The sequence below is a fragment of the Streptomyces sp. NPDC104307 genome, assembly GCF_055584045.1.
The window spans coordinates 89913-104198 of the sequence record NZ_JBVJMU010000002.1; the positions used below are offsets into that span (position 1 = coordinate 89913).

Below are 14286 nucleotides of genomic sequence, written 5' to 3' on the forward strand. Positions count from 1 at the left end.
CGGCCGCCAGTGAACAGCGACGAACTTTTTCAAAGGATTTCCATCACATAGCACCGGATCTCCACATGCGCGTCAAGAACCTGGTCCGATCTCGTTGTGGTGACCTCCTGAGGTCCGTTGCCCGTCAACTCCGTTACTTGATTGGCGTTCTGGGGCGCGGACGCGCGGATACGGTCACGCAAAGAGGAGGGCCCGCAAGTGGGGCTCGGGCCCGCAGGAGCCGAGGGTCGTGCGTATTTATTTTCATAGCGCACGCATATTGACGCTCGAACAGACATCAACCAACACTGTGCAACAAAAAGTCCCAGCGAAGGGTTGACTCATGCCCAATTTGCGCAGACTCACACCGTTGTGGGTGGTTGTACTACTTGCCGCTCTCATGTCCGCAGGCACCACCCAGGCCAGTGCCGCTCCTGACACGTCCATCACCGTGGACGGGTCCCAGGGCGGACGGACATTCGACGGGATCGGTGCGATCAGCGGCGGCGGGGGCAACTCCCGTCTGCTGACCGACTATCCCGCCGCGCAGCAGAAGCAGATCCTGGACTACATGTTCAAGCCCGGCTACGGGGCGAACCTGCAGCTGCTGAAACTGGAGATCGGAGGCGACGCCAACTCCACCGACGGCTCCGAGCCCTCCATCGAGCATTCCCGCTCCACGGTCAACTGCGACGCCGGTTACGAGTTCTGGCTGGCCGAGCAGGCCAGGGCCCGCAACCCGGAGATCGGGCTGTACGGGCTGGCATGGGCTGCGCCGGGCTGGATCAAAGACGGCTTCTGGTCCACCGACACCATCAACTACCTGATCTCCTGGCTCGGCTGCGCCAAGCAGCACGGGCTGGACATCAGCTACCTCGGCGGCTGGAACGAGCGCGGGCACGACGCCGACTGGTTCGTACAATTGCGTGCGGCGCTGGACAAGGCCGGCTACGGAAAGATCAAACTCGTGGCCGACGACTCAGGGTGGGGCGTCGCCGACGACATGGCGAACGACCCGGCATTCGACGACGCCGTCTCCATCATCGGCACCCACTACTCGTGCGAGGGCGGGGACGGCGGCAACGCCCACACCTGTCAGAGCACCGCCACGGCCAGGGACAACGGGAAACCGCTCTGGGACAGCGAGAACGGCTCCCAGGACATGGACACCGGAGCGCCCGCCCTGATCCGCGCCATCACCCGCGGCTACACCGACGCGAAAATGACCAGCTTCTTCAACTGGCCGCTCATCGCGTCGGTCTATTCGAACCTGCCCTACAACACTGTGGGTCTGGCCACCGCGAACTCCCCCTGGTCGGGCAACTACAGCATCGGTGAGAACACCTGGGCCACCGCCCACGTCACCCAGTTCGCCCAGCCCGGCTGGCAGTTCATCGACAAGGCGTCCGGCTACCTCGGCGGCAGCGAGTCCAACGGCAGCTACATCACGATGAAGTCGCCGCAGGGCCACGACTACTCCACCGTGGTGGAGACGACCACGGCCACAAAGAAGCAGACCGTGAACTTCGCCGTCAAGGGCGGCCTGTCCACAGGTGCGGTCCACGTCTGGGCGACCAACGTCAACAACCCCAGCCACTCGACCGACTTCATTCACACCCAGGACATCACCCCGGGCGCCGACGGAACGTACTCCCTGTCGGCCGAGCCCGGCTGGATCTACACGGTGACCACCACCAGCGGTCAGGGCAAGGGCACCGCGACCGCGCCGTCCGCCCACCCGCTCGCTCTTCCCTACGCGGACGACTTCGACCGCTACCCGGCCGGCACCGAAGCGAAATACGTGTCGGACATGCAGGGCTCCTTCGAGGTACAGAAGTGCGCCGCCGGACGCCGGGGCTCGTGCCTTCAGCAGATGGCCCCCGTCAAGCCCATCGAATGGCAGGACGACAGCGACGCCTTCACCCTGGTCGGTGACCCCACCTGGACGGACTACTCGATGCAGTCCGACGTGGAACTGGCCAAGCCCGGAACCGTCGAGCTGATCGGACGCGCGGGCACCCAGAACCGGCCGCAGTCCCACCAGCAGGGCTACTACTTCCAGATCAGCGACACCGGCGCATGGACGCTCCTCAAGAGCGATGCCGACGGGCACCGCACCGTCCTCACCCGGTCCACCACCACCGCGCTCGGCACCGGCAGGTGGCACAGGCTGGGGCTGTCCTTCAGCGGTTCGACGATCACCGCCTCGGTCGACGGCAAGGACATCGGTGTGGCCGTCGACAGCACCTACACCACGGGCCAGGGCGGACTCGGACTCACGTCGTACGACACCGACCAGTTCGACAACCTCTCCTTCAGGACCACCCGCGCGTCCAGCCCCTCGGCATCGCTGGCGGTGGACACGTCGGCACCGAAAGTGGAGCGCGGCAAGTCCGTGACCGTCACCACGACGGTTTCGGTGCCCAAGCACGCCAAGGCCGCGGAGGGTGTCAACCTCACCCTGGCCGCACCCGGGTTCACCTTCGACACCCAGCCGCAGGTCTTCGGCGAGGTCAAGCCCGGTCAGAGCCTGTCCGCGCACTGGACGCTGACCGCACCCACCGACAAGGAGTCCGAGGTAACCCTCACCGCCACAGCCACATTCGCCCAGAAGGGAGTCGCTCAATGGCTGCGCCGGGACACCCGGCTGAGCGTCACGAACCCGCCTCCACCGACGGGGGCCAACAACGTCAGCGATCTCGACTTCGTCTCCGCCACCAACGGCTGGGGGCCAGTCGAACGCAACCAGTCCGTCGGCGGAACCAACGCCGGTGACGGTGCCCCGCTCACCATCGGTAAGACCGTCTATCCCAAGGGCCTGGGCACCAACTCGGTCAGCGACGCCGCCATCTACCTCGGCGGCAACTGCTCGAAATTCAGCGCCACCGTCGGCAACGACGCCGACGCCGGCGAATCGGGCACGATGACCTTCAGCGTGCTCGGCGACGGCAAGACGCTCGCCACCACCGAGACCGTCAAGGGCGGCGATCCGGCCCAGCAGATCAGCGCCGACGTCACGGGCGTACAGATGCTCGACCTCGTCGTGGGCGACGCCGGGGACGGCAACGCCTACGACCACGGAGACTGGGCCATGCCCGAGCTCACCTGCTCCAGCTGATCACAGCCCTGGCTTCGGTGCGGCCGCGGCAGTCGAGGCCGCACCGAAGCCAGGAGGCCCCGCAGAACCGGCAGATCGCGCAAACCATCGGCGCTCGGGACCGGGTGCGCTCCAGGGCGGGGCGGCTCAGGCGTTGACGGCCTCCGGCGGCCAGGGGGTGCGGTGGTCGGCAACCTTCAGGATGGTCTCCGCATCGTCCACCGGCGGGTAGATCCAGTCGGTGTTGATCTGCTGCTTCAGCTGCTTCCCGTCCTCGCCGGTCATCTGGACCTGGCGCTCCCATCCTGCGGTCACGACGGCGCCCGCCGGGCCGAGGTCGAGGCAGGTGACGTACGGGTTCGGGGTGAACGGCGCCTGCTCCAGGCCGAGCAGGTCGGCGGCCACGTTGTACCCGGCGAACTTGCCGAGCGGTACTGCGTGCTGGCAGCTCTGCATGACCAAGTGCCCCGGCTCCGCCTCGGCCGCCGCGGTGTCGCCCGCCGCGTACACCTCGGGGGCGCCCACGACGCGCAGGTACGGATCGACCTCCAGACGGCCGATCCGGTCCCGCGTGCCGGGAATGGCCGCGGTCAGCGGGCTGGCCGACATGCCGGCGGTCCAGATGACCGTGGCGGCCGGGATCACCTCGCCGTCCGACAGAGTGACCGCGTCCTCAGTGATCCGCTCGACCGTACGACCGAGGCGCTGCTCGATGCCCAGGCCCTCGACCACGCCCGCGATGTGCGGCCTCGGACCCTCGCCCAGCTCAGGCCCGAGGGCATCGGCACGCTCCACCAGGACCACGCGTGCCTCGCCGGACCGGTCGGCGGGTGCCGACTCGGCGATTCGTGCGGTCAGTTCGGTCGCGATCTCCAGGCCGGTGAACCCGGCGCCGATCACCACGGCCGTGAACCGGCCCTCGGTGGCGGGGCGTTGCGCGAGACGGCGGATGTGGTGGTCGAGTTCCGCCGCGGCCGTCATGGTGTCGATGTCGAACAGACGCTCCGCGCCGGGCAGTCCGGGGCGCACGACCTGGCTTCCGGCGGCCAGGACCAGACGGTCGTACTCCAGGGACAGCGGCCGGCTGTCGCGGCCGATCGCGGTCACCTGCCGCGCCTCGGTGTCGATGCCCGTCACCGTCGCGGCGACGCGCCGGACCCCGATCGGGCCCAGCACCCGGTCCAGGGCGACCCGCATGCCCTCCGGGTCGGCCTCGTAGAGCCGGGGACGGATGACGAGGTCGTCACCGGCGCTGACCACGGTCACGCGCAGTTCGGACTCCGGTATGCCGTGCTCGCGAGCCGTCCGGACGGCTCCCGCGGCGCTCCACACTCCGGCGAAGCCACCACCAATAACCAGGATATTTTTCATCCAGATTCATCTCCTGAAACAGGCGCGGTATCACCGCGCGTCATATGTGTCGAACAACGGGCGACGGCCGACGGCCGTCCACCCCGGGGCAGGGAGCCGTGGTCAGTCGCGCCCGTAGGCGTGGCGGACCGCCGACGCCATGCCTGGCGCGTGCGCGAGCGCCTCCGCCTGAATGGCGGCGATGGTCTGGCCGGCCAATGTCTCCCGCCACATCCGCTCGGCCAGGCCGATGGAACTCTTCACAGCGCACGCCACGGAGAAGTCCCCGCCAGCGCCGCGCGCGCCGATGGTGCCGCACTGGCGGATCTCGGTGCACCGGAAAAGCGCGCCACCCCCCTCGATCGCATCCACCGCGTCCAAGAGGGTGATCGCCTCCGGAGGCCGAGCCAGGCGGAATCCGCCACGCGCTCCGGGGACGGATTCCAGCAGGCCCGCCTTCACAAGCTGCTGAAGCTGCTTGTTGAGATAGGCGCGCGGCAGGTCGTGTCCTGACGCCAGGCGAGTCGTGGAGACCGGCTCGTCGTCATCGAGACACCCGAGATTGATGAGGGTGTGTACCGCCCACTCGACACCTTGACTCATCCGCATAACCAGGACACTAGACGTCCAGATTGCACCAGGTCAAACGCGGCGCCCCGTGCGGACGAGCGCACCCCCCGTGATTGCGACTGCGACATCCACCCGCACATGGCCGGCATTCGGGAGCTGCCCGCTGCCGAACGGTCCGCCGCGCGGCCTCCCGGCCACACGGCGGACTCACATCTGCGAGGCACCCCGGCCGATCCGCCCGGCGGGCGCCGTCATCAACGGGCCGGGGAAGCCGATGCCCCTGCGCAGGCGCAGGATCGGCCGCGCGCAGAGTCCGACGCCGTCCTCTGCGTCGCTCGTCTCATGACTGGCTCCAGTGAGGGACCGTGCGGCGGTAGATCACTGCCTGCCAGGGTGCCAAGGTGAGATCGGCCGGCGGGTTGGGGAGATTCGTCAGCAGCAGTTCGGCCGACGACCACGTGGCGTCATGGATCTCTGCCTTTACTGTCTGATCGGTGAAGTTTCCGATGACCAGGAGTTCGGTGGCGTCCAGGCGGCGGGTGAAAGCATAAAGACGCTCATCCTCCGGCAAGAGCATGGTGAAGTCTCCGTTGACCACTGCCGGCTCAGTGTGCCGAAGCTCGATCAGCCGACGATAGTATCGGTAAACCGAATCGGCGTCGTCGTGCTGGGCGGCGGCGTTGATATGCACGTAGTTGGGGTTGACGGGCAACCATGGCTTCCCGGTGGTGAATCCGCCCTGCGCCGAGGAATCCCATTGCATCGGCGTTCGGGCGTTGTCCCGGCCCCTGGAGCGGAGTACCGCCAGTACCTCCTCGGGGGAGCGACCGTCCTGCTCGACCGCCTCCGCGTATTGTCCGATCGACTCGATGTCCCTGAAGTCGTCGATTTCTCCGAAGGGATAGTTCGTCATCCCGATCTCTTCACCCTGGTACACGTAAGGCGTACCGCGGTGCAGGTGCAGAACGGTGCCGAGCATCTTCGCCGAGGCCACGCGATGGGCGGGGCTGTCGTCGCCGTACCGCGAGACGGCTCGGGGCTGGTCGTGATTGTTCCAGTAGAGGCTGTTCCACCCCTGCTCGGCCAGCCCTGCCTGCCAGCGGCCGAGTATGGCCTTGAGGTTGGTGAGCTGCAGGGGGATGAGCTTCCAGGGGTCGTGACCGCGGTCGGCCCATACGTGGTCGAACTGGAAGACCATGTCAATCTCCCGCCGCCGGGGATCGGTGAACCGGATGGCCTCCTCAACGGTCACCCCGGGCATCTCGCCGACGGTCAGAACCGTGTCGTCGCGGCCGGAGAAGACTTCACTGTGCATCTCGTTGAGGAACTCGTGGACGCGCGGTCCGTTGACGTATCCGGCCGCGCTGTCCGGAAAGACCTTGGTGCTCGCCACGGGGCTGTCCGGCAATGACGTGTCCTTCGAGATCAGATTGATCACGTCCATGCGGAACCCGTCCACACCTCGGTCCAGCCACCACCGCATCATCGTGTATATCGCGTTCCTGACCTCCACGTTCTCCCAGTTGAGATCGGGTTGCTTGCGGGAGAAGAGATGCAGGTAGTACTCGCCGGTCTCCTCATCGAATTCCCACGCCGATCCGCCGAACGCCGCTGTCCAGTTGGTCGGTTCGGCGCCGGGCGTTCCGGGCTCCATTCCTGCGCGGGCCGGCCGCCACCAGTACCAGTCCCGCTTCGGACCTGCTTTTTCTGCCCGGCTGTCGAGAAACCACGGATGTTCGTCGGAGCTGTGATTGACCACCAAGTCCATGATCAGCTTCATGCCACGCTCGTGCACGCCCTCGATGAGTTCGTCAAAAGTGGCAAGATCACCGAAAAGCGGATCGATATTCTGGTAGTCACTGATGTCATAACCGTTGTCGTCCTGCGGGGACGGATATATGGGTGACAACCACAGGACATCCACGCCGAGGCCGGCCAGGTGGTCGAGGTGGTTGATAATTCCGCGCAGATCACCCACACCATCACCGTTGGCGTCCGCGAAACTGCGTGGGTAGATCTGATAAACGACAGCGCTCTTCCACCAGGGGTCCATCGGGGTCCTTTCGTGGCTCCGCCGCCACGTACTGAAAATGACGACAGTGCAGCACGTTTATGGCAGAGCGTGATTTTCTGTGGGAACACGTTCATGGGGCCGGGGCGGGCTCGGCCGAACGTCAGGAGATTCTGGGACAGGCCTCGTATGTGGGGCCCGCGGTCGGCCCGCCGTCACGCCTGTCGACGGCGGGCCGACCGCCTGCTGAACGACGCTCCTGGCGTATGCGGCATCCGAGAAGGACGTAGTGCCGCTCTACGAGCCGGACAGCGTCACGCTGTCGATGTTCGCGGCGCTGTCACCGGGGTTGAACTGGAGCTTGATCGTTGCTCCGTCGGGAACGGAGACCGGCACCGTGGTGCGGGAAAAGCTGGAGTTCCAGTTCCCGGTGTCCGGGAACCTGACCTTGCGGACGAAGCGGCCGTTGACGTAGAGACTCAGCTGGGGCCGGGTATCGGCACTGGCCGTCCTGAACGTGAGCGAGCGGGCTGCCGAGAGGTTGCGGAGCTCGATGCCCGCTCCGGGCTTGTCGAGACTGCCGACCAGCTGGCCGTTCGATGCGTGCGAAGCCGACTCGTTCCTTCCGGTGCCGTACTTCTGGCCCGTCTCCGCTTCGATCCTGCCTGAGAGCTTGTGGGCCGCGAGGGTGTACGTCATCGCCGCGAGCCCCGAGGCCACTCCGGTGGAGCGTCCGTTCGTCAGAGTCTGGTCGAACGTGGCCGAGGGCAGGTCGCCGTTGCGGTGGTCGTAGGACGACTGCGCGTTGTCACGGAGCCAGTCGATGTACTCGGTCTGCTTGCCCAGTGTGATGAACCTGGACAGTCCGCGCAGGAAGATGCCCTTGAAGACGATCTCGTAGTTGTCGACCGGGTCGGGCCGGTAGAGGCCCTTGCCGCCGGCGTCGTCCTCGTTGACGATGATCTGCTTGCTGCCGGTCGTGAAGTGGCTCTTCGCGAAGTCGGCAACCTTCCTGCCATCGGTGAGGTAGGTCTTGTCCTTGGTCAGATCGTAGAGATTGGCACCCAACTCCAGGAACACACCTGCGTTGTAGGTGTAGAGGTTGTCATCCCAGTCCCGGCCGGAGAAGGAGTTCTCCATGCCGCCGTCCGGCCGGAGGAAGCTGCTCTTCAGCCAGTTGTAGGTGTCCTGGGCGATCTGCAGGTAGGTCTTGTCCGTGTTCATCGGGATGTTGTGGACCTTGGCGTGCGGGTAGTAGCGCGCCAGTTCGGCTGCCGCTATCCCGAAGCCGTTCGAGGGGACGTCCTTCTGGTCCTGGGTAGCGCGCTCTCGCCAGAATCCGCCGCCGTGGACGTCGTCGTAGAAGTTCTTGTAGAAGAACTCCAGGTGCCACTTGGCCTGGTCGAGCATGTGCTGATCGCCCGTGGCCTCATAGGCGTCGAGGGCGAACTGAGTCGCCCAGGAGTAGTCGTCGTTCCAGTCGGTATCGTTGCCGATCCAGGACTTGGGATTGCCGAAGCGATCAGCCGAGTGGGTGCTCTCGTACCGGTAGTAGGCCTCGCTGATCTTGTCCTTCCACTGACCGGTCAGTCGTGAGGCGTCGGTCAGAGTCTGGCGGTCGAAGGATGCCTCCCAGAAGTGGATGGCGGTTTCGTTGGAGAGATCGGTCTTGAAGTCACCCCCGTTGATGTAGTAGTTGCCGAGGTAGGAGTTCATGCTCCGGATCAGATCGGGCTGTTGGAACGTCGATGCCGTGCCGGCTGTCGCGGTACCGGCGAGAAGACCAGTGGTGAGCAGGCTGAACGCGGCGACGACACCCGTCGCGCGTACGGTGCGGGTTCGGTTCCTCATGGACTGTGGCTCCCTGTGTTCGTAGGTGCAGGGTGTGGAAGAGACGAGATGTCAGGGTCGTCGGGTGCGGGCCGGTCAGCCCTTGACGCCGCCTGCGGTCAGGCCGCTGACGATGCGCCGCTGGAGCAGCAGTACGACCGCTATCAGCGGGACCGTCACGATGAGTCCCGCGGCCATCGTCTGGGTGTACGGGACGATGTGGGGTCCGGCTGTGAAGTTCGCGATCGCCACTGTCGACGGCGCCACCGAGGCCGATCCGTTGGACAGCACGCTGGACAGCAGGTACTCGTTCCAGGATGCGAGGAAGACCAGAATGGCCGTCGTGAACAGGGCAGGGGCGGCCAGCGGCAGGATGACCAGTCGAAATGCCTGTCCGGGCGTGGCACCGTCGATCCGGGCTGCCTCTTCGAGGTTCCAGGGCATGTCCGCGAAGAAACTGCTCAGTGTGTAGACGGCCAGCGGCAGCGAGAAGGAGATCTGCGGGAGGACCAGCGCCTGGTAGCTCCCCAGCCAGTGCCAGCTGCTGAAGAGCTGGAACAGCGGCGTGAGAATCGCGACGCCGGGAAACATCGAGGCTCCGAGGATCGCCGCCAGCACCAGACCCTTGCCGCGGAAGGACAGCCGGGCGAGCGCGTACGCCGCGAAGACGCCGATCACCATCGACAGGGTGGTGACCACGCTTGCGATGATGAGGCTGTTGAGCAGGGACTGCGCGAAAGGGTTGTAGTCCGCGTTGAACGCGTATCTGAAGTTGTCCAGCGTGACGTGGCTGAACCACAGATCCGTCGAGAAGGTGTAGGCGCTGTCCCGGAACGAGAGCACGAGCATCCAGTAGAACGGTGCCAGACACCACACCAGAATGATCACTGTGGTCGCAACGGTGACGAAGGTGCCCCAGTTGGCCCTACCCCGCCGTCGCGACAGTACGGAAGGTCCGGCCGTGCGCGCCGCGGCGGCGGTGGTGCTCGCCATCTCACCTCACCCCCTTTGCCTGTGTTCCGAGCAGGTTGGCGTTGAACAGTCGGACCAGTCCGAACGCGATGACGAAGATGAACACGAAGGTGATCGTGGACAGCGCGGAAGCCGAGTTGACGCCCTTGGTGAGCTGATTGACCACAAGGACGGAACTCGTCGTCGTACCGTTGGCGCCACCGGTGAGGATCTTCGGCAGGTCGTACATCCGCAGCGTGTCCAGTACGCGGAAGATGACCGCGACCGCCAGGGCCGGCTTGACCAGCGGCAAGGTCACACTGGTGAAGCGCCGCCACGCGTTGGCCCCGTCGATCTTCGCAGCCTCATAGGTCTCGTCCGGGATGTTCTGCAGACCGGCCAGAATCAGCAGGGCGATGAACGGTGTCGTCTTCCAGGTGTCCGCGATGACGATCGCCGACCGGGCCGGCCACAGGGAGGACGTCCAGGCGTAGTGGGTGCCAAGGATCGTGTTGACGATGCCTTGCGGGTCGAACATCACCTGCCACAGCTTGGAGGTGACGGCGGTGGGGATCGCCCAGGGGATGAGAATCGCGACACGGACCATCGCGCGTCCCCGGAAGGCCCGGTGCATCACGAGGGCGAACACCATGCCGATCACGGTTTCCAGGGTGCAAGCCGCAGCCGTGAAGCCGACGGTGACCCCGACCGAACTCCAGAACTGCGCACCCAGGGACCCACTCGGGCAGGCGGTGTAGCCGCCTCCGGAGGTGGCGCACCGCTCCAGAAGCCAGTGCGTGTAGTTGTGGAGTCCGAACCACGCGTTGCCGCTGTTGAACATCCCGGTCGCCTGATCCAGGCCCGGGTCGGTCAGGAACGACTGGTAGACGGCCTTGACGACGGGGTAGCCGACGATGAGAGCCAGCAGAAGCAGTGTGGGCGCGATGAGCATGTACGCACGTTGCGTCTCGCGGCGGTTGAGGGCGCTTCGACGGGTCTTGGTACGGCTGCTGTCGCCTCTGTGGTCTTTGACGACCTGTTGTTCTCCCTGACCGGTTAGGGTCATGGCTTCTCCTTGCGGTATTGCGCCGTTCGATGTGTGATCGCGGCCGGATGCCGGCCGGTGTTCCTGTCCGGGCGCGCCGGCCTGTCGGCCCCTGCCGGGCTCAGCCTCCGGCAGTCGCGGACTTGATCGCCGCCTGCATGCTCTTCAGCGCCTGCTGAGTGGACATCTGCCCTTGCAGTGCCGCGTATGTATTGGTCTCGATCGCCTCAGTGACGCCCGGGTAGAACGGCGTGATGGGGCGCGGCACGGCGGTTTGAATGCTCTTGAGCAGGTCGGGCAGGTAGGTGAACTCGGCGGTGAGTGCCGGGTCGCTGTACATCGCGGTGAGGACCGGCGCCAGCGTGCCGACGGTGAGGTTGTTGCGCTGGACCGTGTCGGACTCGATGAACTTCAGGAAGTCCAGGGCGGTCGCCTTGTGCTTGGAGTACGCGCTGATGCCCAGGTTGTGGCCGCCCAGAGTGGACGCGCCGTGCCCCGACGGGCCCGGCAGCGGGGCGACCGCGAACTTGCCCTTCACCTTGGAGCCCTTGCCGTTGAGGACGGCGACGCCGTACGGCCAGTTACGCATGAACATCAGCTGGCCCGACTCGAAGGCGTTCAGGCTCTGGGTCTCCTGGAAGCCCAGCGCCTCCTTCGGGATGTATCCGTCCTTGAAGCCCTTGACGAGGAAGTCGAGGCCTGCGGAGGACTGCGCGGAGTCGACTGTGGCGCTGCGCCCGTCCCGGCCGACGATCGAACCGCCGGCGGCGTTGATCGCCTCGGCGGCGTTCACGCTCAAGCCCTCGTACTTCGCGAACTGACCGGCGTAGCAGGCTGGTTTGGCGCCGGTGATGGTGCCGGCGGTGGTCTTGCCCTTGCAGGCGCCGGTCAGCTGGTCCCACGTGGTGGGTGCCTTCTTCGTCAAGTCGGTCCGGTAGTAGAGCAGTCCGCCGTCTGCTCCGTAGGGCGCCGCGTACAGCTTGCCGTTGTACGTCGCCGAGGTGACCGTCGCCGGCAGCAGCTTGCTGGTGTCCAGCTTGTGCTGACCGGTGAGCGGGATGATCCAGCCCCTGGCCGCGAACTCGGCCGTCCACACGACGTCCACCGTGATCACGTCGTAGCCGGGATCCTTCGCCTGGAAGTGCTGCTCGAAATCGGACAGTTGCTGGTCGGCCTGGTCGCTCTGCTGCTTGATCGTCACCTTCTCGCCGGGGTGCGCCTTGTTCCACTTGTCGGCGATGAACGGCAGGACGCCGCTGTTGTCCTTCTGCGTGACGAACGTGATCGGGCCACGGGCGTCCACTTCGTGCGTCGAGCTGCTGCCGTCGTTCCCACAGCCGGCCACGGCCAACATCGCGCTGAGCAGGCCTGCTACGGCTGCCCTCCTCCGCACTCCCATGAACGCTCCCTTTCCTCACGGTCATCGATACGATTCGACGGCGTTTCGAGCACGTTAAGACGCTCTCAGGAGAGGTGTCAATGGTCAGAAACTCGGCGTGCGTTGCGGGTCGGTAACGGCTCAGCGCCCGACGGGAGCAGGCCCGGAACTGGACCGCGTCACCAGTTCGCCGTCGAACAGCTTCTGCGAGGGGGTCCCGAGCTGCTGTCCCTCGATGCGGCGGATCAGCGTTTCCGCTGCCGCCCTGCCCATGGCGGCAGCGCATGGGCCCACGGTCGTCATCGTCGGCGTCATCATCAGGGCCGCCTGCTCGGGCACGTCTATGGACACCACGGAGAAGTCCAGGGGGATGCGCAAGCCACGTTCGACAGCGGCGGCCATGATGCCCGGGACGGCCTGCTCGTTGAACGCGATCACGGCGGTCGTCCGCGGATCAGCGGCGAGCAGCTCGGCGAAGGCCTGCCGACCGCCGGCCAGGTGGCTTTGACACGTCAGCGCTGTCAGCGCGATGCCCGCGTCCTGCGCCGCCCGGCGCATGCCGTCGCGCAACCGGATCGCGTTGCCGCGTCCGGACTCGATGGTCGCCGCGTCCTGGTGCACAAAGCCGACGTTCCGGTGACCCTGCTGCACAAGGTGCTCGACGGCCAGCCGCGCGCACTGGTCGAAATTGGTGTCGACGTAGTCCAATTCGCCGGGGTCCACGTTCTGTCCCAGCATGGCGAAGGCCACTTCCGAAGTCTTGAGGACCTCGATGCGGGGATCCTCCAGGCGCACCTCCATGAGCAGCACTCCGTCCACCAGCCCCTGTTGCGCGAGTCCGGCGAGGTCGTCGAGCTCATCCACCCTGGATGTCCACAACAGGACGTGATACCCACGGTTCTGGGCGTGATCGGAGGCACCGAAGATGTACTCCATGGAGCCGAGGTTCATCCCCCGCTCGTCCTTGGGGAACAGCACCGCGATGATGTGGCTGCGTTTGCTCTTCAGCCCGCGCGCGAAGACGTTGCGCCGATACCCCATGTCGACCATCGCCTGTTGAATCCGCTCCCGCGTGGCCTCCGAGATGGGCCGGGCGCCCGTCAGAGCGTAGGAGACCGTGCTGGGCGAGACACCGGCGCGACGTGCCACATCCACCATGGTGGGAGACTTGGCACCCGAGCTGCGGGACATGGTTCCCCTTCCATCCCGAGCCCCGCACCATGACCACCGGCAAGAGGCCGGTCCGGTCGGCACGCCTCGTGGCGCCGTCAGTGGGGCAAGTGTAGCCAGGCACTACCGGTGTCCGCGGTCCCTGGCTCGTGGCATCGCGCCGCGAAGGTCCCTCTCAGGCCGGGGGACGCCGCGACTCGATCCGACGTGCGGCATCCCGGAGAAGGCGCTTGGCGGCGGGCTTGCCAACCGGACGGGACGGCTGCAGCAGCGAGGGCGGCACATCGACGCACGTTCCGTCGGCGCGGACAAACCGAATGGTGTCCGAACCCCGGACACCGCCGACGACATCGACCTGCTGGACGGAGGACCACGGCAGCCAGTGCTCACGACGCATGAAACGGACGGCGATACCCTCGTCGTCCACAGCGAGGTACATCCGCACAGCCACGAACGCCGTCACCATGGCCGCCGCGCCGACAACCAGTGTCACCACCCGAAGCACCGCGGACGGATGCCCGTAGACATTGACCGCGGCACAGGGGCAGGCGAGGAGGATCAGCAAGGCGATCTGCACGGGCGGGATCCGCCATACCGACGGAGCAGTCGATGCCTCGTCCACGTCCACCTTCACAACCCTTTTGAACCACCCCGGCGGCCATTGCTGTCCGTGACCGTTGACGGGATCGCGGAACTGCCTCGCAGGTCACGACGTTTCTGCTGGAGTGGGGCGGGTGGGACTCGAACCCACGGCCGACGGATTATGAGTCCGCTGCTCTAACCGGCTGAGCTACCGCCCCTTTTCGGCGTGGCGCGTACATGTGTACGCGTCGTCTGCCGCAGCATAGCCGGTCATACGATCTCTCGCTCCGGGTGCCCGGGTACTCGTGACCATGAAGACCGCG

10 protein-coding genes and 1 tRNA gene are annotated in these 14286 nt (G+C 65.9%); 1 reads left to right on the forward strand and 10 read right to left on the reverse strand.

The features are described from left to right. The first annotated feature begins 379 nt into the window (after positions 1 to 379). Positions 380 to 3097: an NPCBM/NEW2 domain-containing protein gene (locus tag ACZ601_RS07115; protein ID WP_469534090.1), complete on the forward strand. Its 2718-nt coding sequence runs from the start codon at positions 380 to 382 to the stop codon at positions 3095 to 3097. Between the two features lie 126 nt (positions 3098 to 3223). Here the strand turns inward: ACZ601_RS07115 and ACZ601_RS07120 are convergent, their stop codons facing one another. From ACZ601_RS07120 to ACZ601_RS07165, 10 genes are all read right to left on the reverse strand, one after another. Continuing rightward, positions 3224 to 4447, reverse strand: coding sequence for an NAD(P)/FAD-dependent oxidoreductase (locus ACZ601_RS07120; RefSeq protein WP_469534093.1), 1224 nt, complete (start codon positions 4445 to 4447; stop codon positions 3224 to 3226). A gap of 102 nt (positions 4448 to 4549) precedes the next feature. After that, positions 4550 to 5035: an RrF2 family transcriptional regulator gene (locus ACZ601_RS07125; RefSeq protein ID WP_469534097.1), complete on the reverse strand. Its 486-nt coding sequence runs from the start codon at positions 5033 to 5035 to the stop codon at positions 4550 to 4552. A gap of 301 nt (positions 5036 to 5336) precedes the next feature. After that, positions 5337 to 7049: a glycoside hydrolase family 13 protein gene (locus tag ACZ601_RS07130; protein WP_469534099.1), complete on the reverse strand. Its 1713-nt coding sequence runs from the start codon at positions 7047 to 7049 to the stop codon at positions 5337 to 5339. Between the two features lie 255 nt (positions 7050 to 7304). After that, a complete protein-coding gene (locus ACZ601_RS07135) occupies positions 7305 to 8858 on the reverse strand; it encodes a glycoside hydrolase family 76 protein (RefSeq protein ID WP_469534102.1) in 1554 nt (517 codons plus the stop codon). Between the two features lie 75 nt (positions 8859 to 8933). Continuing rightward, positions 8934 to 9830, reverse strand: a complete 897-nt coding sequence (locus ACZ601_RS07140) for a carbohydrate ABC transporter permease (RefSeq protein ID WP_469534105.1) — start codon at positions 9828 to 9830, stop codon at positions 8934 to 8936. Position 9831: 1 nt separating this feature from the next. Further along, positions 9832 to 10854 carry a carbohydrate ABC transporter permease gene (locus tag ACZ601_RS07145; RefSeq protein ID WP_469534107.1) on the reverse strand — a complete coding sequence of 341 codons (1023 nt, stop codon included), beginning with the start codon at positions 10852 to 10854 and terminating at the stop codon, positions 9832 to 9834. A gap of 100 nt (positions 10855 to 10954) precedes the next feature. After that, the gene (locus tag ACZ601_RS07150) at positions 10955 to 12232 is read right to left on the reverse strand and encodes an ABC transporter substrate-binding protein (protein WP_469534110.1); all 1278 of its coding nucleotides are present in this window, start codon (positions 12230 to 12232) and stop codon (positions 10955 to 10957) included. A gap of 120 nt (positions 12233 to 12352) precedes the next feature. Beyond that, positions 12353 to 13369, reverse strand: a complete 1017-nt coding sequence (locus ACZ601_RS07155) for a LacI family DNA-binding transcriptional regulator (RefSeq protein ID WP_469534113.1) — start codon at positions 13367 to 13369, stop codon at positions 12353 to 12355. A 187-nt stretch (positions 13370 to 13556) separates the two neighbouring features. Beyond that, positions 13557 to 14009, reverse strand: a complete 453-nt coding sequence (locus ACZ601_RS07160; protein ID WP_469534116.1) for a hypothetical protein — start codon at positions 14007 to 14009, stop codon at positions 13557 to 13559. 98 nt (positions 14010 to 14107) lie between these two features. Continuing rightward, positions 14108 to 14181, reverse strand: a tRNA-Ile gene (locus ACZ601_RS07165). Positions 14182 to 14286: the final 105 nt, after the last annotated feature.

Coding starts and splice junctions, on each gene's coding strand:
- ACZ601_RS07115 (WP_469534090.1), top strand. CDS start 380: ATGTCCGCAGGCACCACCCAGGCCAGTGCCGCTCCTGACACGTCCATC.
- ACZ601_RS07120 (WP_469534093.1), bottom strand. CDS start 4,447: ATGAAAAATATCCTGGTTATTGGTGGTGGCTTCGCCGGAGTGTGGAGC.
- ACZ601_RS07125 (WP_469534097.1), bottom strand. CDS start 5,035: ATGCGGATGAGTCAAGGTGTCGAGTGGGCGGTACACACCCTCATCAAT.
- ACZ601_RS07130 (WP_469534099.1), bottom strand. CDS start 7,049: ATGGACCCCTGGTGGAAGAGCGCTGTCGTTTATCAGATCTACCCACGC.
- ACZ601_RS07135 (WP_469534102.1), bottom strand. CDS start 8,858: ATGAGGAACCGAACCCGCACCGTACGCGCGACGGGTGTCGTCGCCGCG.
- ACZ601_RS07140 (WP_469534105.1), bottom strand. CDS start 9,830: ATGGCGAGCACCACCGCCGCCGCGGCGCGCACGGCCGGACCTTCCGTA.
- ACZ601_RS07145 (WP_469534107.1), bottom strand. CDS start 10,854: ATGACCCTAACCGGTCAGGGAGAACAACAGGTCGTCAAAGACCACAGA.
- ACZ601_RS07150 (WP_469534110.1), bottom strand. CDS start 12,232: ATGGGAGTGCGGAGGAGGGCAGCCGTAGCAGGCCTGCTCAGCGCGATG.
- ACZ601_RS07155 (WP_469534113.1), bottom strand. CDS start 13,369: ATGGTGGATGTGGCACGTCGCGCCGGTGTCTCGCCCAGCACGGTCTCC.